This window comes from Myxococcus sp. AB025B, from assembly GCF_006518215.1.
GTDB lineage: Bacteria > Myxococcota > Myxococcia > Myxococcales > Myxococcaceae > Myxococcus > Myxococcus fulvus.
The window spans coordinates 18897-36983 of sequence record NZ_SRLW01000075.1 but is presented as its reverse complement, the minus strand read 5'-3'; the positions used below and the strand labels follow the sequence as shown (position 1 = coordinate 36983).

The window sequence follows — 18087 nt, the reverse complement described above, 5'->3', positions numbered from 1 at the left end:
GCGTGGTACAACCGCCGTCGCAGGCACTCCGCACTCGGCTATGTCAGCCCCGAGGAGTACGAGCGGAACGCCTCAACCCGAAGTGCGGCAGCTTAACGAACCTGTCCACGAAATCGGGGCAAGCCCATCCCGTCGGGTGTCCGGACTCAGGTGGGCGTACCGCATCGTCATGTCGAGCGTGGCGTGCCCATCAGATCCTGGATGACCTTCATGGGGATGCCCCTCATCGTGAGGTGGCTGCCGTAGGTGTGGCGCAGCTCGTGCCAACTGATGGTGCCCTTCTCGCGGGTAACGCCCACGGCTTCAGCGTGGTGATGAGCAGGGGGGCCACCTCGACTTCGTCGGCGAGCTGTCCCTGGCGGAGGCATCGTCCGATAGTCTGTTCCCGCGCGGCGCCGTCGGCGGGCGGTTTCACGAACAGCATCCGTGAGAGTATCGTCAGATTCCTCCCCGTCCCGTGGGCGCGTAGAGACGCGACGATGGACCGCTTCCCTCTCTCCCGGGGGATGGTCGCCGATGCCTCCGGCCCGTCGCCGTAGTACGGCACGCCCGTGGCCTTCGCGATGCGCTCGCCCAGTTCCGGAAACTCGTCGACCCACACGATTCCCGGAGGTCCCTTGCGTCGTGCCCACTTCGCCGCGTGCTGCACAATGAAGTCACTCAGCCACATGGCCTCCGTGACGTGGACGACGCGCTTGTGAACCTGGCCCCAGGCGGGCCAGGACGCCGCGCGCCACGTTGGAAGCTCCCCGTCGTAGGGGCGGGGACTGGTGGGCACGAAGCGCGGCACGTACGAGCAGCCCCGGGGAGTCCAGGTACTCGGCGGGGCGCTTGAGGCGCTCGCGCAGCTCCCGATGGAACTCCTGTCGGCGTGAGAATCAGCGAAGAATCAGCTCGGGGTCCTGCGACACTCCCTGAATGGTCGGGTAACGCCAGCGGTGGAAGAAGCCGCTCGCGAGCTGACGCGCAAATGACACGTTGCAACTCGTCCATGAACTCCTCGCCACTGGGGCCTTACCCGCCGAGTGCCGTTTGGATGTGGGCGAGTAGCCCGTCGGGGACCTCGCCGGGGTCGATGATCAGCGGCATGTCGACGGCGCTCTCGTCCGTGGTCACGCCATCCACGCGTCACGCCCGCTCTTGTTGCTGCGCCACTCACTCCCCATGGAGCCGATGCCTGCGGGCGGGGCGGTGACGATGGTGTCGACAGTGTTGGAGGCGAGGAGGTCCCCGACCCGCGCGGCGTCCTCGACGAAGAGCGCCGCACGGCCGGTCAACAAGTTATTGAGCATGCCCCCTGAATGGGTGCGGATTCCAGGTGTGATTCAGGGCTTACAGTTCGGCCAGTTCAGGCAGGCACGCGGTGACTTGAGGGACGGTAAGCCGGCAGACGCCGACAAGACCACCGCGGTGCGCCTCCCGCTGGAGCCAGGAGGCGCACCGCCCGAACGTCAGTACACCACCACCGAGCCGTAGACGCTGGTGCCGTTCGTGTAGGCCACCAAGGCGCCGCCGTTCGACGGGAGCGCCGCGACGGCTGGCACCGAGCCCGGCCCGATGGTCCTGGCGTCCGTGGGCTGAATCACCGTGGCCCCCACCAGCATCCGGTCCAGCTGGATGTTGCCCGTCCCTCGCTGAGAGACGATGTAGCCGTTGCCAAGCGCGTCGGCGTCAATCGAGCGCACGGGCCCCGGAGGGACGTCATTGGGGAGCCCCGTCACCTGGGTGCTCGTCCCTGGCGCGGACATCGGGATGACGTCCACGTTGTCGTCCCCGAAGGCGCCCGTGGTGTAGATGAAGCCGTTGGAGCCCGTCCAGTCCGAGAAGAACGCCTGCCCCGGCGGTGAGCTCTGGGGACCGAAGGTGGTCCCCTGGTCGCTGCTCCGGCGGATGCGGAACGACGGATCGTCGCTCACCGAGAAGACATCGCCGCTGATCTTGTCCACGAGCACGTCGAAGTACGCATTGTTCTGGTCCACGTCCGTCACACTGAAGTCGCCCTCGCCACGCGTGAAGTTCCGCAGGACGCGCACCCCCGCGCCGCCTCGTGAGACGGCGATGTAGAGCGCGTCCCCCCTCGAATCCAGGCTGACGGTGGCGTTGCTCGCGCTGCTGAGGGTTCGTGTCGCCTCCCAGCTCCCCCCCGCGTCGACGGTCCGGGTGAACAGCAGTGCCCCCGCGCTCGTGGCCGCCACGTAGGCCGTGCCCGTGGGGCCACCCTCTATCGCGACCTCCGCCGCGTTGGTGATGTCCAGCGCGGTGGGGCCCACCCAGGTGATGCCACGGTCCACGCTCACGCTGACATGGACCGTGCCACCACAAATCATCACGACGTAGAATCGACCCAGTGCATCCACCGCCGCCTTGCGGCCCGTGTTCGAATTGGCCGTGGTGCAGCTCAGCGTCCCGCTGATGAGCGTGGGGGGCACATTCGAGAAGGCATCCAACTGGCACGCGGCGTCGCAGCCATCCCCCGGCGTCGTGCCTCCGTCGTCGCACTGCTCTCCCGCCGCGCTGTCGACCAGCCCATCGCCGCAGACCTCCACGCCCTGGCAGTCCGCCCGACACCCGTCGCCCGCGACGCGATTGCCGTCGTCGCACACCTCGCCCGAGTCGAGGAAGCCGTCACCGCAGACGGGAGGCCCCCGGACGGTGATGCTGACCGTGGCCGTGTTCGACGTCAGCGCGCCATCGCTGGCCGTGAAGGTGAACGAGTCCGTCCCCTGGAAGTCCGCCGCCGGCGTGTAGATGCGCTGCGCACCCGTCCCGGTCAGGGTTCCGCTCGCGGGAGGCGTTGTCACGGTGAACGTGAGCGCGTCCCCGTCCACGTCCGTGGCCGCCAGTGTGAGCGACGTCGACGTGTTGTAGCTCACCGTGACCGAGGCCGAGGTGGCCGCGGGTGCGTCGTTGACCGGCGTCACCGTGACGGTGACGGTGGCCGTGGCCTGCTTCCTGCCATCGGAGACCGTGACCTGGAAGGTGTCCGTCCCGTTGAAGTTCGCGTTCGGGGTGTATGTCACCGACGCCCCCGTGCCCGTGAGCGTTCCCTGGCCAGGCAGGGTGAACATGTACGCCAGCGCGTCGCCATCCGGGTCCGTCGCGAGGACGGTGATGTTCACCGCGGTGTCCTCGGCGGTGGTCGCCTGGACGGGCTCGACGGTGGGGGCCCGGTTGTTGTCGCAGACGCTGGGCTGGCCCGTGCAGGTGTAGCCCGGCTCCACCTCGCAGACGCTGTTGCAGCCGTCTCCCGAGAGCTGATTGCCGTCATCACAGATTTCGTATCCCCCCAGCACCCCGTCTCCACAGATGGCTCGCAGGGACGTCTCCACCGCGTCCACCAGATACACGGCGAGCGCCCCCCTCAGGCGCACGTATCGATAGGGCACGTTCCCCGGATACTTCGCCACCGCGATATGCGTCCCCAGGCCCAGCTCCACCAGGTGCAGCGGGCTGGAGCCGATGAAGGTCCCATCGGCCTTCAGGAAGTCCACCTGTGCCACCAGCGCCAGCGACAGGCCCTGGTAATAGACGCGCAGATCCCCGGTGCCTTCCTCGCCCTGGCCCAGGTCCAGGACCAGCGCCGCGTTGAGCAATCCCAGCAGTGTCGCCGCCCTCCCATCCGGTGCCCCCAGCGCCGCGCTCGCGTTGAGCACCGCCGCGTTGGTGCCCGCTCCCACCGCGTCCGCATACGGGTCCCACGTCAGCGAGGCGGTTGCCCGCTCCTGCGTCAACGCCCCCTCGTCCGCTTGCGACACCTCATCCGCTGGAGTCCGGACCTGCTCCTCCACACCACACGCCGCCAGCGACAACGCCAGCGCCATGCCCAGGCTCCACGACTTCAGCACACCAGGACGACTTCGCATCGATGGGCTCCTCCCGAGGCGTGAGCTGATGCCCGGAATGGACCGCTCCCCCTCGTGGATTGAACGACAGCTCTTCTCGCGGCCGACGGCTCGCCGCGCAACACAGGAATGGCCAGCGTCCTCATGTCATCAGCCGTCAGGCACTCGAGGACACTGGATCCACGAGCAGCCCTCCGCGGCGAGCCACGGGCCTCCTGTGTCGATTCAATGGCTCACCATTCCATGGACAGAGACATCCCACGCGGGGATGCGATTCATGCCAACAGGGTGTCCAGCTTCATCGGCTGCGGCCTGAGGCGCCCAGCGCCGCTTCTGACACATACCTCTGACATGCGGCCAGTGAATTCCGTGGTCGGGCATGGGCTCCCGCTTCCTGGGCGTGAGCGGCCCCGACGACGCCGACAAGCAGGAGGCGGGTAATGGGGACACGGATGTGCACCTTGACGCGTCAAGCCCTGGCTTTGACATGTCAATACACGTCGCGTGGAAGTCGGGCCCGCGCCGATTCGCCTGGGTAGGACTTCGTCGTGACTGGGTGTGGCGTTTGCGTGGAAGGGACGTGGAGGCAATCCCACGCAGAGCTACATGGCGACCTACGCGAGCTGCCGGCCCTGGAATCGCAACCACGGCTGGAGCTTCATCCAGACGAACAATGGCGTGGACTACCATCGAGGGACCTTTGAGGGCGCCGCGGCCACTCCCTCGACCTGGGCCGTCTACGCCGACTTCGGCTCCGCCGTCCTCACCACCCAGGCGGACCACGACGCCTTCATCGCCAACACCCGGGTGTCCGGCTCCTGCGCGGAGTGTCTCCAGTAACAGCAGGGGCCCTGGCGTAGGCTGGGGCCGCCATGCACGACTCCTTTCGAGATGAGGTGCTCGGTCTCCTCGCACCTCATCTGGACCTCACCGACCTCGGTGACGCCGCCGTCGATGGGGTCCGGACGCGTGCCGGACTCCTGGACGCGATTCCCGACCTCGCGCGACGACGGCAGACTCTCAGCCACATGGGGCTCGCTGAGGCGGCTCAGGCCGGAATCGTCATGTATGGCGATGCTTCGTTCTCCATCGACGTCTACGGGATGGAGCGGCTGCCGAGCTTCGCGCACTTCGTGGCCTCCATGATTGTCCACGGGGCCCACGGGGCCCGGCTCCTCCGTGGGCTCGAACTCGAGGCCTTCACTCCAGACAAGGGGTGGAAGACGCTCTTCGGGTCCTTCGCCAAGGGCGTCAATGCGAACAACATCTTCTCAGGCAAGCGCCTGGGGCCTCCGAGCCGGGCCTGCCGAATCCTCTCCACCGGCAACGAACAGTTGTATGCGCTCGAGTGTCCGGGCACCTACGCCACGCTCTTGCTGCAGACCTCCTGATGCGCCGCGCTTCAGGGCTCCCATTTGATCTGGTCTTTCCGGGCTTGCTCGTGGCATCGTGGACGGTCCCACGTGGAGGTGCCAGGTGAGACGACTTCGATTCGCATGCGCCCTGGTCATGGTCGCGGCGACCCTGCTGGGGGCCTGCAAAGGTGACATCAACGGGGGGCCCTCCCAGCAGCCGCCCCCTGGTGAGCCTCCGCCGCCGGCGGTGCCCGAGGAGCTGCCCTTGCGGCGGCTGTCCGCCGTCCAGTTCCAGAACACGGTGCGCGACGTGCTCACCCGCGCGCTCGGTGCTCCGGAGGCGGACGCGGTGCTGCGGGACGGCGCGGTGGCGTCGCAGCTCCAGGGCTACCCAAGGGACCTGCGGGTCTCCATCCCCGGAGAGTCCCACGGCGGCTTCTCCCGCATGGACCAGGGCGTGCAGCAGGGGCACATCGACATCGCGTACTCGCTCGGGCTGCGCGTCGGCGAGCTGCTGGGGAGCAACGCTCCGCGACGAGGGCTGCTGCTGGGCCCCTGCGCCACGGACGCCAGCACGGCCAATGACGAGACCTGCCTGGTCGACTTCATCTCCCGGTTCGGACGCCTGGCCCTGCGGCGGCCCCTGGACGCGGACGACGTGGCCTTCTACCGCGAGGCCGTGAGCGAGCCCCCCGTCTCGCCCGTCGCCGTGCAGAAGGTGGTGGCGCTGATGCTGACGGCGCCCGAGTTCCTCTACTTCGTCGAGCATGGCCAGGCCGACGCCGATGGCACCGTGACGCGGCTGACCGCGCACGAGCTGGCCGCGCGGCTGTCGTATCATTTCTGGCAGACCCTCCCGGACGCGCTGCTCACCGAGGCCGCGGACTCAGGGGCCCTGCTCACCGACGCCGGCTATCGCCAGCAGGTGGAGCGCCTCATGGGTGACGCTCGCGCCCACCAGGCCCTGGGCGAGTTCTTCAGCCAGTGGTTCCGCCTGGACGACCTCGAGGAGTTCGACAGGCGCGTCGGTGACCCCGTCTTCGACGCGTTCCGAGGCGACTTCACCCCGACCGGCGACACCCGCGAGCGCATCAACGGCGAAGTGGCCGACCTCGTCTCCTGGCTGGTGTCGCACGACGGCACCCTGCAGGACGTGCTCACCGACCGGCATGCCTTCGCCCGCGACGCCGACCTGGCGACGCTCTACGGCGTGCCGAGATGGGATGGTGTCTCGCAGCCGCCCACCTTCTCCGAGCCCCAGCGCTCGGGCCTGCTGACGCGCATCGCCTTCCTCGCCACCGGCTCCGCCAACACCCGCCCCATCATCAAGGGCTATCGCATCCGCAACGCGCTGCTGTGCGGGAGCATCCCCCCGCCGCCCGCCGACGCCGTGATGACGCGAGTGGAGCTGTCCCCCGAGCTCACCACCCGCGAGGTCGTGGAGCGCCTGACCGAGACGCAGGGCTCATGCCCCTCCTGCCACCGCACCCGCCTCAACCCCCTGGGGTTCGTCACCGAGAACTTCGATGCGCTGGGCCGCTTCCGCTCCACGCAGCGCCTCTTCGACAGCACGGGCCAACAGGTGGGCGAGCGACCGGTGCGCACCGACACGGTGCCCTCCGTGGTCCCGGGCGACACGCGCTCGGTGTCCTCGGCGGCGGAGGTCACCCAGCTCATCCTCGACAGCGGCCAGTACGAGGAGTGCTTCGCTCGACAGTACTTCCGCTACACCTTCGCCCGGCCCGAGAGCGACGCGTCCGACGGGCCCATCCTGGAGGCCCTGAACACGGCGGCGAGGAGCCGTCAGCCGCTGCGCGCCGTGCTGGCCTCCGTCGCGCTGCGCCCCGAGTTCCAGCGGAAGGACTTCCGATGAGCACGCCCCTCTCGCGTCGAACGATTCTCCGCCTGGGCGGGACGGGGCTCGTCCTTCCCTTCCTGCCCAGCCTCCTGCCCGCGACGGCCCGCGCCCAGTCCGCCCCGTCCCACAAGTGCTTCGTCATGCTGCGCACGGAGCACGGCGGCATCCTCCAGCGGGACATGTTCCCCGCGGACGCCACGCTGACGGAGTCCTTGTCCTACGCGGGCCATTCCGTGCGCCGGGGCGCGCTGAGCGCCGCCGTGACGGGAGGCGAGGCGCGGCTGTCGGCCGTGCTGCGCGCTCCGTCGAGCGAGCTCACCGCGTCGATGGTGAGCAAGCTGTGGGTGCTCAACGGTCTGGACATCCCGTTCTACATCGGTCACCACCGGGGCGGGACGCTCGGCAACTTCTCCGCGAGCGACCAGGCGCCGGATGTCGTGAAGCAGGAGGGCATCCGGCAGACCGTCGACCAGATCATGGCCTGGTCTCCGTCCTTCTACGGAAACGCGGCGGGCGTGCGCGAGCGCGCCATCATCCAGGGTTCGCTCTCCTACGCGCACTCGGACCCTCGGCTGCGGCAGGGCCCGGTGGAGCGGGTGGGGGACACCGTGAACGGCTCCAACCAGCACCTCTTCGACCGCCTGTTCGGAGATGTCACCGGAGGCCAGCCGCTCATCAGCGGCGCGGTGCTGGAGAACTACCGACGCCTGCGCAATGGCAGCCGGCGCCTGTCGTCCGCGGACCGCCGCCGGCTGGATGACCACATGGAGCGGCTGGCCGAGCTGGACCGCAAGCTGTCCACGGTGGCGCGCTGCCAGACCCCCACGCGCCCCGCGACGTCGACCGGGCAGTACACCCAGCAGCCCTCGTACGGACGCGACCCGGAGTCTCAATCCCTGTCGCACCAGCTCTGGAACGACGTGTACACACTGGCGCTGTCGTGTGGCGTGTCGCGCATCGTGGTGGCCGGCGCGACGGAGACCTTCAGCACCTACGCGGGCGACTGGCACCAGGAGATTGCCCACCAGGCGGCGAGCAGCGAGCCGGCGTACAGCACGTTGCTCGCGGCGCACCACCTCTTCTTCCGCCGTGTCTTCCTGGACCTGGCGAGCAAGCTGGAGGCGGTGGACATGGGCGACGGCACCCGGCTGCTGGACCACACCCTGCTGGCCTGGGGACAGGAGTCGGGCAACTACACCCACGACCACACCAGCGCGCCGATTGTCGCCTTCGGCGGCGCGGAGGGCTTCTTCCGCACTGGGCAGTACTGCGACTACCGCAACCTGGCGAAGAAGACCGGGATGGGCCCCGCGGGCGAGCCCCGCTGGTTCGGGCTGTTGTGGCACCAGTGGCTGGGCACGGTGCTGCAATCCATGGGCATCCCTCGCTCGGAGTGGGAGGACACCTCGCGGTGCCCGGGCTACCCCGACTACAAATACGACGACGTCCCGGGTTGGGCCGGGCCCGAGAACTCCACCGGGCCCGTGTATCCCGGCTCCGTCTGGAACGCCGCGGGGGAGGTCCTGCCCTTCCTGCGTGCGTGAGCCTCCGCCTGGCGGCGGAGCGGAGTCGGGCTCGATGCGCCGCGCCTGGGGTAGACAGTTTCGCTGAGCTGGCGGGGGGCGAGCCGCGCACGAATTCGTTCGGAGCGCTCCCGTGGCTCGGGTCTATCCTCCCGAGGAGGGCGGATGGCGATAGGGCCACGGTGGTGTCCCCCGTAGGAGCTTTCATGCAAGGTCGTTCGGGCGTCAGCCCCGTGTTCGGTGTCATCCTCGGTGTCCTGCTCGCGGCGGGGCCCGCGCTGGCGCAAGGCGCGTTGCGCGAGCGCATCGACGCGTTCGTCCAGGCGGAGCAGAAGCGCCAGGGCGTGGTGGGGCTCGCGGTGGGCGTGGTGCACCAGGGACGCGTCGTGCTCGCGAAGGGGTACGGCTCCGCGGACCTGGAGCATCGCGTCCCCGTGGGGACGGACACGCTCTTCCAATCGGGCTCGGTGGGGAAGATGTTCACCGCGATGGCGGTGATGGCGCAGGTGGAGGCGGGCAAGCTGTCGCTGTCCGACTCCATCACCCAGCACTTCCCGGACGCGCCCGCGTCCTGGGCGCCCATCACGGTGCGACACCTGTTGACGCATACGTCGGGCATCCAGGACCTGGAAGGGAAGCTCGACGAGCGGAAGGACTATACGGACGAGGAGTTCGCCCGGTTCATCTACACGCTGCCCCTGGAGTTCCCGGCGGGCCTGCGCTTCAGCTACAGCAACTCCGGCTATGTCCTGCTGGGCCTGCTGGTCAATCGCATCACGGGCACGACGTATGTCGATGTCCTGGACGCGAAGGTCTTCAAGCCCGCGGGCATGAAGACGGCGCGCGGCATCAGCGAGGCCGACATCATCCCCAACCGCTCGTCTGGTTATCAGCTGGTGAAGGGCGCGCCGAAGCACCAGACCTGGGTGTCCCCGTCGCTCAACACGACGGGAGACGGGGCGCTCTACTTCTCCGTGAAGGACCTGCTGGCGTGGGACACCGCCGTGCGCAAGCGCGCGCTCCTGAGCGAGGAGAGCTGGCGCGAAATCCTCTCACCCGTGCGGCTCAACAGCGGCGCCACGCATCCCTATGGGTTCGGCTGGCAGTTGCTGGAGCGCAATGGCAAGCCGCTGCACCAGCACGGTGGCGCGTGGCAGGGCTTCCGCGCCAACTACTCCCACTACGTGGGGGACTCGCTGTCCATCATCGTGCTGGCGAACACGGCCCAGGCCAGCCCTGGGCGGTTCACCGAGGGCATCGCCGCCATCGTCAACCCGGCGCTCGGTCCGCCGAAGCTCGCCGCCATCGAGGATACCGAGCCGCAGGTCACCGCCCAGCTCACGGCGTTGCTCGAGGAGGTGAGGGCGGGGACGGTGGACAAGGCCCGCTTCGCCTATGCGCCGCCGTGGCTCGCCTCGCAGGCACTGCCTCTCTTCACGGAGCGCCTGAAGAAGCTGGGGGCTCCGGGGAAGCTGCGGCTCGCCCAGCGCGAGGTGGTGGGCGATGACCGCGTCTACACGTACCTGGTGGACTTCGGCGCCGACACCTACGTGTACAAGGTGTCGCTCATCCCGGACGGACGCGTGTCCCTCTTCGGCATGAATGAGCTGAAGAAGTAGCGAGGGCCCGGAGGCCCTGCGTGAGCGGGCGGACCGGGCTCACCAGGACTGCTCCCACCGCGGGTTGGAGACGCTGGCGGCAGGGTTCACGCAGTGGATGCCATTCATTCCCTTCAAGGGTGACTGGGCGTCAGCACTCGTGGGCAGGTCCTTTCCTGCGGAGTGGACGGGACCGTGCGCGATGTCCAGCACGAGCTCCCGGCCCACGGCGTGCGTGATTCCTTCCGCGATGAAGCTGGCGAGGATGATGAGGAAGATGGCGGAGCGCGACATCGGCGGGCACCTGCGAGGCTTGGGGAGCAGTCGAGGGGAGGGCATCTGCCACGCATCCGGACGACGCGCCGACTCCGCTCGCCATTCGCAGCAAGTGATTCTCGTTGCGTGAGACGGCAGGCGCCGCAGCGCCGCTCTTCTTCGCGCGTTCGACGGGGCTGACTTGGAAAGCATGACTCCGTACCGGGAGCCGCGGACCTGCGAGTGTTTCGGGGTCGAAAAATCGCCCACACTCCTTTATACGTGACCGAACGTTCGCTGCGGCTCGTGCCCCGGTCGGCCCGCTGGGAGTCGTCCCCTGAAGTACTCGCACTCATTGGTCTTTCCCACGCACACCCTGTCCTGGCTGGCGGGGGGACTCGTCCTCATCTACTTCGTGCTCGCGATGGTGCTCACGCCCTCGGGCATCCATCTGCTGCCCGCGGACATGGTGAAGGGGATGGTGCGCAGTCAGACGGGGTTCGCCTTCGCGCTGCTCGGCATCCCGTGTGGGCTCTATCTGATTCTCTGGCGCGCGGGCGACCTGTTCGCGTGGCTTCTCTCCCCGAACTCGCTGGTGCTCGACGCCCGCGGCATCCACGTGGGCAAGAAGTCCGTCCTGTGGCGCGACATGACGAGCATCGTGCGCGAGCACAACAACGAGTGCCTCGTCCTCGCGCATCGCGACAGCAAGTACCGGCTGCGGCTGCACCTGTGGAGCGACTCCGACGAGCTGGAGGCCGTGGTCACCCAGCAGGTCGTCTCCATGCTGCTGCCGGCCATCCGCCGCCAGGTGGCCCGGGGTGAGCAGGTGCGCTTCGGCCCGCTGTCGGTGCGCGCCGAGGGCCTGGTCTTCAAGAAGCAGCTCATCGCGTGGGAGGACATTGAGTCGCTGCGATTGCAGGACGACTTCGAGCAGGGCGTCTCCACGCGGGAGCTGCACATCCTCGCGAACGGCCGGCTGCGGAAGATCGACGAGGAGAAGCTCGTCAACGCGCCCGTCCTGTTCTCCTACCTCTCAGACCGGCTCGCCGGCTGAGCTTTTCGTCCTCACCCCATCGTCAGGCAGCACATCATGGAACTCTACCGATCCGCTCAGTCGAAGGCGAAGTCGAACCAGCCCCAGCATTTCTACTACTCGCGCACGAAGCTCATCATCGGCACGGTCATCTGGGTGGTGGCCACGGCGTTCTTCGGCTACCTCGCGTTCGCCGCGCGTGACAAGGGCGCCGCCGTGCTCGCCATCGCCGGGCTCATCCTGTTCGGCTGTCTGGTGATGCTGGTCAACTGCATCAAGCCCATGGGCAGGCTGGACCAGCCCGGGCTCACCATCGGCTACGACGGCATCCACTTCGCGGATGGCGTGCACATCGCCTGGGAGCACATCGAGGAGAACACCTACCTCGACCAGTCCTACATGGGCATCCCCATCGGGAAGTTCGTGGTCATCAAGACCACGCTGAAGAAGCCCAAGGGCAAGCAGTTCCGCGTGGCCGCGCTCGACATGTCGAGCGACGAGTACCTGGCCACCTGCGACCGCTACAGCCAGCGCTGAAGCCCTCGCTCGCCGCCTGTCTCCAGGCTGCCGGCCGTCCCCGTGTGCGCGTGGCACGGGGCGCTTCGTGTCACTTGGGGGGACCGGTCCTCCGGTCTACCTTCGGGGCATGAGCTCCGAGCACCGCACCGCGATTCTCGACGCCGCCACGGACAGCTTCTCCCGGCTCGGATTCAACAAGACCTCCATCGAGGACATCGCGAAGCGCGCGGGCATCGGCAAGGGGACCGTCTACCTCCACTTCGAGAGCAAGGAGGCCCTGCTCGGCGCCGTCATCGACCGCAACCGGGGCGAGGCGCTCGTCCACCTGGAGGCCGCGGTGCGCAGGGCGGCGACTCCGGAAGCGAAGCTGCGCACGTTCATCGAGGCGCAGCTCACGCGCGTCACGTGGACGCTCTCGCTCCCTGAAACGACGATGCTGGAGTTCATCCCCGTCGCCGAGCCCTTCCTCCGGGAGGACCGGGCGCGGGAGCTCGCGCTGCCGGAGTCCATCCTCGGGCTCGCCCACCGGCGCTCGGTGGCTCTACTTCTGAGGTCCTCGAGGTGAGCGTGCTCGGGAGCTTGGGGTCGTGACGTCGCGCCGCATGTGGCTCCCGCGGCAGGGGCGCGCGGTGGGAGTGGACTGGAGTGGCGCGGTCCACGCCCACCGGAAGGTCTGGGCCGCCACCGTGGAGTTCGAGGTGGGGCGGGCGAGGCTCGTGTCGCTCGTGCGCCCATTCTCCTCCGGAGGTGCGCTCGTGGTGGCGGAGGGGCTGGGGCCCTGGCTGTCGTCCCACGGCGCCGCTGTGGCCGGGCTCGACTTCTGCTTCAGCCTGGAGGCGAGCCAGCTCCGGCGCCTGGGGCTCCCCGTGACGGGGCCCTCGCGGTTGGGGGCCGCGGTGGCGAAGGCGCATGCCTCGGCTGAAGCGTTCAGGGACGCGGTGGGGCCGGAGAAGAAGCGCGTCACGGACGTGACGTGCTCGGCGCCGTTCGCGCCCACCAACCTGCGCATGTTCAGACAGACGTACTGGGGCCTGCGTGCGCTCGCGGGCTGGCGCGGGGCCGTTCCTCCGTGGAGCATCCACCCCGGGCCGGCGGTCGTGGAGGTGCTCCCCGCCGAGGTCGTCCGCTGGTTGGGATTGCCCAAGACCTACAAGGGCCGCGACTTCGCCGAGCGCCGCCGCGACCTCCTCCGATGCGTTCGTGCATCCACCGGGCTGGTCATCTCCACCCGCGACCAGCTCACCCTGGTCTCCGACGCGGATGGCGACGCGCTCGATTCGCTCCTCGCGGTGCTGTCGGCCGCGTCGGCCTGGGCCTCGGGGTTCAGTGGGGCTCCCGCCTCCGTGGTGCGCTCGGGAGAGGGGTGGATCTACCCGGTGCGGGAGCACCCCGGCCCATAGCGCCCCGAGGAGACGCGCGGCACTCGCAACCGACGAGGTCCTCGGTCCCCACGCCGCGAGGGGCGCTCCGGCTCGGAGCGCGCGCGCCGCAGCTCACCAGGGGGCCCTGGTCTGTGCCATGTCGGAGCGATGAGGACCTCGAGGGTTGGCGTGCCGCTCGCGGCCTGGCTTCTGTGGACGCCATGCCGGCACGAGCCGCTCGGCTGCAGCAGCTCGGAGCGCGCAGCTTGCGCGTGGCCTGCAGCTCCGTGGGCGCGGCCTCCACTGGCGCCACGAGCCGGGTGGGGACGAGCTCCACCGGAGCCACCCTGGGCGCGCGCGACTGGGCACCCGCAGCCGCGTGTCGATGAACAGCCGCCCCGCCTCGTGGCTCGTCACGCCGGTGGAGAAGCTCAGCGCCGCGAAGCCCAGGAAGCTCGTGGCCAGCGACAGCTGCACCCGCTGGGAGCGCACCGCGCCCCACGTGGCCAGGTGCACCAGCGCGAGCACCAGGAAGGCGCCAGCCAATGCCAGATGCAACATCGTGTAGGGCGTTACGACGCGGGGGCCTGGTCCAGGCCTCCCGCTCCTCGCGAATTACGACTTGGACGGGGCTCAAACCAAGCCACCGGGGGGGGGCGAGGCCCCCCGTGGAAAGGCGCTACTTCTTGCCCGCGACCTTCGCGTACGTGCCCTTGAGGGCGACGCCGATGGCGAAGGTGCCGGCGTGGCACTCGATCTCGGTCGCGTGCTGCAGCTCGTTCTTCTTGTAATAGCTGACGATGCCGACCACGGCGTTGGCGCCGCGCTTCTTGGCGCCCTCCTGCAGGGCGATGAGCGCGGAGAGGGTGGCCCACTTGCAGCCCTCCGCGTCGGACTTGTTGAGGCCGTTGGTCTTCTTGTTGGAGACGTCCTCGCCCATCTCCTTGACGATGTCGGGCGTCTTGGCGCCGGCCAGGTAGAAGCGCACCGTGCCGTCCAGCTTCTCCTGGGCCTGGGGCATGGCCAGGACTTCCTTGAGCGGAATCATGACCACGGTGTCGCGCGCCAGGGCTGGGGTGGAGACGGTGAGCGCGAGCAGCGACAGCAGCATTGCCTTCTTCATGGAGTTCTCCGTCACTGCCACCGGCGGAAGATCAACGAGGTGTTGATGCCACCGAAGGCGAAGTTGTTCGACATGACGACGTCGGCCTGGATCCTTCGGCCATTTCCCGTCACGTAGTCCAGCGGGGCGCAGCGGGGGTCCACCGACGCTTCATCCAGATGGAGCGTGGGGGCGAACCACTCCGAGCGCATCATCTCCACCGTCATCCACGCCTCCAGCGCGCCGCAGGCGCCCAGCGTGTGTCCCATGTAGCTCTTGAGGGACGAGATGGGCATCCGCTCGCCGAAGACCTGGTTCGTGGCCACGCTCTCCGCCACGTCGCCCGTGTCGGTGGCGGTGCCGTGCGCGTTGACGTAGGCCACCGCGCCAGGCTCCACGCCCGCGTCCTCCAGGGCCAGTCGCATCGCCAGGGCCATGGTCTCCGAATGCGGCTGGGTGATGTGGCGCCCGTCGCTGTTGGTCCCGTAGCCGATGAGCTCCGCGTAGATGCGCGCGCCCCGGGCCCGGGCGTGCTCCAGCTCCTCCAGCACCAGCGTGCACGCGCCCTCGCCGAGCACCAGGCCGTCGCGCTGGGCGTGGAAGGGGCGGGGCGTCAGCTCCGGGGTGCCGTTGCTCTTCGTGCTGGTGGCGAACAGGGTGTCGAACACGGCGGCGCCGGTGGCGTCCAGCTCCTCGGCGCCTCCGGCGAGCATGGCCACCTGCCGGCCCATCTTGATGGCCTCGTACGCGTAGCCGATGCCCTGGCTGCCGGACGTGCACGCGCTCGACGTGGTGATGATGCGCCCGGTGAGCCCGAAGAAGACGCCGATGTTGACGGCGGCCGTATGGGACATGGAGCGCACGTAGGACGTGGCGGTGATGCCCTCGGTGCTCTTGTTCATCAGCATCCGGCCGAAGTCGCCGATGCTCGGCGGCGAGCCCGTGGACGAGCCGTACGACACGCCCATCCTCCCGCTGGACAGCAGCGCGTCGCCCAGCAGCCCCGCGTCGACGAGCGCCAGCTCACTGGCACGCGTGGCCAAAAGCGCCACCCGGCCCATGCCGCGCATCGTCTTGCGCGAGTAGGTCTGCGGTGGCAGCTCGAACGGCGCGGTGGGCGCGCCCACCTGGGTGTTGAGCCCCTCGTACTGCTTCCAGTCCTCGATGACCTGCACGGCATTGCGCAGCGACCTGAGCCGGGCCTCCACCTGCGGCCAGTCATGACCCAGGGGGCTCAGCGCGCCCACGCCCGTGACGACGACCCGCTTCATCCCAGCAGCCCTCCATTCACGGAGATGACCTGCCGCGTGACGTACGCGGCGTCCTCGCTCATCAGGAAGCTGACCGCGGCGGCGACCTCCTCGGGCCTGCCCAGCCGCTTCGCCGGAATCATCTTCAGCGCCTCCTCGACGATGTGCGGCTCCACCATCTCCGTGTCGATGAGGCCCGGCGCCACGCAATTCACCGTGATTCCACGGCTGGCCAGCTCCACCGCCAGCGCCTTCGTGGCGCCGATGATGCCCGCCTTCGCCGCGCTGTAGTTCACCTGGCCCCGGTTGCCCATGAGGCCGGACACCGAGGACAGCGTGACGATGCGCCCGGGCTTGCGCCTGCGCACCAGCGGCATGCTCAGCGGGTTGAGCACGTTGTAGAACGCGTCCAGGTTGGTGTGGATGACCGCGTCCCAGTCCTCCGCGGGCATGGCGGGGAAGGCGTTGTCCCGGGCGATGCCCGCGTTGCACACCACGCCGTAGTAGCAGCCGTGGGCCTCGATGTCCGCGAGCAGCACCTTCTCCGTGCTGGCGCGGTCGGCCACGTCGAAGCGCAGCACCCGCGACGCGCGGCCCAGCTCGCGCACGCCCGCGGCCACCGCCTCCGCCTCCTCCACCTTGGCGCGGCAGTGCACCACGACGTCGAAGCCGTCGCGCGCCAGCCGCAGGGCGATGGCGCGGCCGATGCCCCGGCTGGAGCCCGTCACCAGTACCGTCTTCTCACTCATCCTTGCCCACCTTCGTCAGGTCCACCGAGGCCGGCGGCTGGAATACCGTCAGCGCCGCGGTGGCCACCGTCTCCCCGCCCACGCCCAGGGTGCAGTCGAACTGGCTCATGCCCTCGTCCGTCCAGAATTGTCGGCGGACCTCGATGCGAAGGTGCTCGCCCACCTTGAACGACGGGCGGCTGCACTCGTACTTGCGCGTGCCCAGGAGGAAGCCCATCCGCTGGGGCTGACCCTGCAGCCGCTGCCGCCAGCCGGCGTAGGCGGCGATGGCCTGGGCCATGAACTCGATGCCCACCCAGCCGCCCACCTCGCCCCCTTCCTGGAAGAGGCAGTCCTCGCGCAGCGTCACCTCGGCCACCAGGCCCTCCTCGTCGCCTTCCACCGCCCTGTCTATCAGCCGCATGCGGTCGGCGTGGGGGACAATCTCCGAGATGTCGAAGGCAATGGGCGTGCGCATCAGGCCGTCCCCAACAGAAGCGCGGCGTTGCTGCCGCCGAAGGCGAAGGAGTTGCTCAGGACATAGCGCGGCGGGCGCCCTAGCGCCGTCCCCGGCTTCACCAGCGCCAGCGCGGGCAGCTCCGGGTCCGCCACGCCGTCCCACCAGTGGGGCGGAAGCCGCCCGTGGGCGTCGGTGAGCGTCAGCCAGCACAGGGCCGCCTCCAGCGCGCCCGCGGCCCCCAGCGTGTGCCCGGTGAGCGGCTTGGTGGAGCTGCACGGCACGGCCTGCCCCAGGAGCGAGGCCACCGCGCGGCTCTCCATGGCGTCGTTCTGCGGCGTCGCCGTGCCGTGGAGGTTGACATAGCCCACGTCGGCCGCCGTCACGCCCGCGCGCTCCATCGCCGTCCGCATGGCGACCAGGGCGCCCCGTCCCCCGGGCTCGGGCGCGGAGAGGTGGTGAGCGTCGGAGGACTCGCCCCAGCCCGCGAGCCGCACGGGCCCCGGCTCGCGCGTCATCAGGAACAGCGCCGCGCCTTCCCCGATGTTGATGCCCCGGCGGTGGACGCTCATCGGGTTGCACCGGGCCTCGCTCACCGAGTCGAGCGAGGCGAAGCCCGCCACCGTGAAGGCGCACAGCGCATCCGCGCCGCCGGTGATGACCGCGTCGGCGATTCCCGAGCGCAGCAGCCGGGCCGCGGTGGCCAGGGACTTGGCGCTGGACGAGCACGCGGTGGAGATGACGAACGACGGTCCCTTCACCCCGAGCACGTGATTGAGCGCCAGCGCGGGCGAGCCCAATTCCTGTTGTCGCACGTCGAAGTGCGCGGGCAGCTCGCCCGTGGCCTCGCGGACCTTGATGGCGGCCTCGCTCTCGCCGATGCCGGAGGTGCTGGTGCCCAGGACCACGGCCACGCGCTCGGGCCCATGGCGCAGCAGGGCCTCGTCCACGGCGGGACGCACCTGGGCGAGCGCGGTGAGCAGGAGCGCGTTGTTGCGGCTTCGCAGGTGCACCGGCAGCGCGTCCGTGGACGCGAGCTGGGAGGTGACCCGCCCCACGTGCAGCACGCGGGAGGCGAAGTCGGGGCTGGGGGCCACGCCCGCCGGCTGGGCGCCGAAGAGGGCCTGGGCCACCTCGGTGGTGCCATGGCCCAGGGCGCACACCACGCCGAGGTGGTTGAGGAAGACGGGCGGCGTCACGGGC

20 protein-coding genes are annotated in these 18087 nt (G+C 69.2%); 11 read left to right on the top strand and 9 right to left on the bottom strand.

The annotated features are described in order from the left end of the window. A partial coding sequence (locus FL311_RS46280; protein ID WP_368668573.1) for an IS3 family transposase occupies nucleotides 1–96 on the top strand: 96 nt, incomplete at its 5' end. A gap of 127 nt (nucleotides 97–223) precedes the next feature. Here FL311_RS46280 and FL311_RS45075 read toward each other — a convergent pair. The 3 genes from FL311_RS45075 to FL311_RS15095 form a co-directional block, all read right to left on the bottom strand. Continuing rightward, nucleotides 224–670 (bottom strand): hypothetical protein, encoded by a 447-nt coding sequence (locus FL311_RS45075; protein ID WP_228556883.1) that lies wholly within the window; start codon nucleotides 668–670, stop codon nucleotides 224–226. Between the two features lie 442 nt (nucleotides 671–1112). Further along, on the bottom strand, nucleotides 1113–1292 hold the full coding sequence (locus tag FL311_RS15100; protein WP_194869208.1) for a hypothetical protein: 180 nt from the start codon (nucleotides 1290–1292) through the stop codon (nucleotides 1113–1115). Nucleotides 1293–1451: 159 nt separating this feature from the next. Next, nucleotides 1452–3863 carry an Ig-like domain-containing protein gene (locus FL311_RS15095; protein ID WP_141325848.1) on the bottom strand — a complete coding sequence of 804 codons (2412 nt, stop codon included), beginning with the start codon at nucleotides 3861–3863 and terminating at the stop codon, nucleotides 1452–1454. 585 nt (nucleotides 3864–4448) lie between these two features. On the opposite strand from FL311_RS15095, the gene FL311_RS15090 reads away from it, so the two are divergent. The 5 genes from FL311_RS15090 to FL311_RS15070 all read left to right on the top strand — a co-directional run bounded on the left by FL311_RS15090 (nucleotide 4449) and on the right by FL311_RS15070 (nucleotide 10197). After that, complete coding sequence (locus tag FL311_RS15090) at nucleotides 4449–4682, top strand: hypothetical protein (protein WP_141325847.1); 234 nt, start codon at nucleotides 4449–4451, stop codon at nucleotides 4680–4682. A 224-nt stretch (nucleotides 4683–4906) separates the two neighbouring features. Beyond that, nucleotides 4907–5233, top strand: coding sequence for a hypothetical protein (locus tag FL311_RS15085; RefSeq protein ID WP_141325846.1), 327 nt, complete (start codon nucleotides 4907–4909; stop codon nucleotides 5231–5233). Nucleotides 5234–5318: 85 nt separating this feature from the next. Next, entirely contained in the window at nucleotides 5319–7070 is a 1752-nt protein-coding gene (locus FL311_RS15080) for a DUF1592 domain-containing protein (protein WP_141325845.1), read from the top strand. Next, nucleotides 7067–8599: a DUF1552 domain-containing protein gene (locus FL311_RS15075; RefSeq protein WP_194869207.1), complete on the top strand. Its 1533-nt coding sequence runs from the start codon at nucleotides 7067–7069 to the stop codon at nucleotides 8597–8599. The genes FL311_RS15080 and FL311_RS15075 overlap by 4 nt, the downstream gene beginning before the upstream one ends. A 185-nt stretch (nucleotides 8600–8784) precedes the next feature. Then, entirely contained in the window at nucleotides 8785–10197 is a 1413-nt protein-coding gene (locus FL311_RS15070) for a serine hydrolase (RefSeq protein ID WP_141325843.1), read from the top strand. A gap of 39 nt (nucleotides 10198–10236) precedes the next feature. Here the strand turns inward: FL311_RS15070 and FL311_RS15065 are convergent, their stop codons facing one another. Next, nucleotides 10237–10470 (bottom strand): hypothetical protein, encoded by a 234-nt coding sequence (locus FL311_RS15065; protein ID WP_141325842.1) that lies wholly within the window; start codon nucleotides 10468–10470, stop codon nucleotides 10237–10239. A gap of 316 nt (nucleotides 10471–10786) precedes the next feature. Between FL311_RS15065 and FL311_RS15060 the strand changes: the two genes are divergently transcribed. From FL311_RS15060 to FL311_RS15040, 5 genes are all read left to right on the top strand, one after another. Next, the gene (locus FL311_RS15060) at nucleotides 10787–11488 is read left to right on the top strand and encodes a DUF6585 family protein (protein ID WP_228556882.1); all 702 of its coding nucleotides are present in this window, start codon (nucleotides 10787–10789) and stop codon (nucleotides 11486–11488) included. Nucleotides 11489–11524: 36 nt separating this feature from the next. Beyond that, nucleotides 11525–12004 (top strand): hypothetical protein, encoded by a 480-nt coding sequence (locus tag FL311_RS15055; RefSeq protein WP_141325840.1) that lies wholly within the window; start codon nucleotides 11525–11527, stop codon nucleotides 12002–12004. Nucleotides 12005–12113: 109 nt separating this feature from the next. Continuing rightward, complete coding sequence (locus FL311_RS15050; protein ID WP_141325839.1) at nucleotides 12114–12551, top strand: TetR/AcrR family transcriptional regulator; 438 nt, start codon at nucleotides 12114–12116, stop codon at nucleotides 12549–12551. Nucleotides 12552–12573: 22 nt separating this feature from the next. Continuing rightward, entirely contained in the window at nucleotides 12574–13386 is an 813-nt protein-coding gene (locus FL311_RS15045) for a DUF429 domain-containing protein (RefSeq protein ID WP_141325838.1), read from the top strand. A gap of 346 nt (nucleotides 13387–13732) precedes the next feature. Beyond that, entirely contained in the window at nucleotides 13733–13915 is a 183-nt protein-coding gene (locus tag FL311_RS15040) for a hypothetical protein (RefSeq protein ID WP_153882685.1), read from the top strand. Nucleotides 13916–14026: 111 nt separating this feature from the next. On the opposite strand, the gene FL311_RS15035 is transcribed toward FL311_RS15040, so the two are convergent. The 5 genes from FL311_RS15035 to FL311_RS15015 are packed head-to-tail and all read right to left on the bottom strand — an operon-like array spanning nucleotide 14027 to nucleotide 18083. Then, a complete protein-coding gene (locus tag FL311_RS15035; RefSeq protein WP_141325836.1) occupies nucleotides 14027–14470 on the bottom strand; it encodes an excinuclease ATPase subunit in 444 nt (147 codons plus the stop codon). 11 nt (nucleotides 14471–14481) lie between these two features. Then, nucleotides 14482–15720, bottom strand: coding sequence for a beta-ketoacyl-ACP synthase (locus FL311_RS15030; protein ID WP_141325835.1), 1239 nt, complete (start codon nucleotides 15718–15720; stop codon nucleotides 14482–14484). Further along, nucleotides 15717–16448, bottom strand: a complete 732-nt coding sequence (gene fabG / locus FL311_RS15025; protein ID WP_141325834.1) for a 3-oxoacyl-ACP reductase FabG — start codon at nucleotides 16446–16448, stop codon at nucleotides 15717–15719. Before fabG ends, FL311_RS15030 begins: the two co-directional genes overlap by 4 nt. Beyond that, on the bottom strand, nucleotides 16441–16905 hold the full coding sequence (locus FL311_RS15020; RefSeq protein ID WP_141325833.1) for a 3-hydroxylacyl-ACP dehydratase: 465 nt from the start codon (nucleotides 16903–16905) through the stop codon (nucleotides 16441–16443). The genes fabG and FL311_RS15020 overlap by 8 nt, the downstream gene beginning before the upstream one ends. Continuing rightward, nucleotides 16905–18083 (bottom strand): beta-ketoacyl-ACP synthase, encoded by a 1179-nt coding sequence (locus FL311_RS15015; protein WP_141325832.1) that lies wholly within the window; start codon nucleotides 18081–18083, stop codon nucleotides 16905–16907. Before FL311_RS15015 ends, FL311_RS15020 begins: the two co-directional genes overlap by 1 nt. Nucleotides 18084–18087: the final 4 nt, after the last annotated feature.

What these genes read in the sequence shown, in the direction of transcription:
- FL311_RS15070 (WP_141325843.1), top strand. Translation starts at nt 8,785, where the DNA reads ATGCAAGGTCGTTCGGGCGTCAGCCCCGTGTTCGGTGTCATCCTCGGT.
- FL311_RS15100 (WP_194869208.1), bottom strand. Translation starts at nt 1,292, where the DNA reads ATGCTCAATAACTTGTTGACCGGCCGTGCGGCGCTCTTCGTCGAGGAC.
- FL311_RS15050 (WP_141325839.1), top strand. Translation starts at nt 12,114, where the DNA reads ATGAGCTCCGAGCACCGCACCGCGATTCTCGACGCCGCCACGGACAGC.
- FL311_RS15030 (WP_141325835.1), bottom strand. Translation starts at nt 15,720, where the DNA reads ATGAAGCGGGTCGTCGTCACGGGCGTGGGCGCGCTGAGCCCCCTGGGT.
- FL311_RS15065 (WP_141325842.1), bottom strand. Translation starts at nt 10,470, where the DNA reads ATGTCGCGCTCCGCCATCTTCCTCATCATCCTCGCCAGCTTCATCGCG.
- FL311_RS15090 (WP_141325847.1), top strand. Translation starts at nt 4,449, where the DNA reads ATGGCGACCTACGCGAGCTGCCGGCCCTGGAATCGCAACCACGGCTGG.
- FL311_RS15055 (WP_141325840.1), top strand. Translation starts at nt 11,525, where the DNA reads ATGGAACTCTACCGATCCGCTCAGTCGAAGGCGAAGTCGAACCAGCCC.
- FL311_RS15040 (WP_153882685.1), top strand. Translation starts at nt 13,733, where the DNA reads ATGAACAGCCGCCCCGCCTCGTGGCTCGTCACGCCGGTGGAGAAGCTC.
- FL311_RS15075 (WP_194869207.1), top strand. Translation starts at nt 7,067, where the DNA reads ATGAGCACGCCCCTCTCGCGTCGAACGATTCTCCGCCTGGGCGGGACG.
- FL311_RS15020 (WP_141325833.1), bottom strand. Translation starts at nt 16,905, where the DNA reads ATGCGCACGCCCATTGCCTTCGACATCTCGGAGATTGTCCCCCACGCC.
- FL311_RS15085 (WP_141325846.1), top strand. Translation starts at nt 4,907, where the DNA reads ATGTATGGCGATGCTTCGTTCTCCATCGACGTCTACGGGATGGAGCGG.
- FL311_RS15035 (WP_141325836.1), bottom strand. Translation starts at nt 14,470, where the DNA reads ATGAAGAAGGCAATGCTGCTGTCGCTGCTCGCGCTCACCGTCTCCACC.
- fabG (WP_141325834.1), bottom strand. Translation starts at nt 16,448, where the DNA reads ATGAGTGAGAAGACGGTACTGGTGACGGGCTCCAGCCGGGGCATCGGC.
- FL311_RS45075 (WP_228556883.1), bottom strand. Translation starts at nt 670, where the DNA reads ATGTGGCTGAGTGACTTCATTGTGCAGCACGCGGCGAAGTGGGCACGA.
- FL311_RS15095 (WP_141325848.1), bottom strand. Translation starts at nt 3,863, where the DNA reads ATGCGAAGTCGTCCTGGTGTGCTGAAGTCGTGGAGCCTGGGCATGGCG.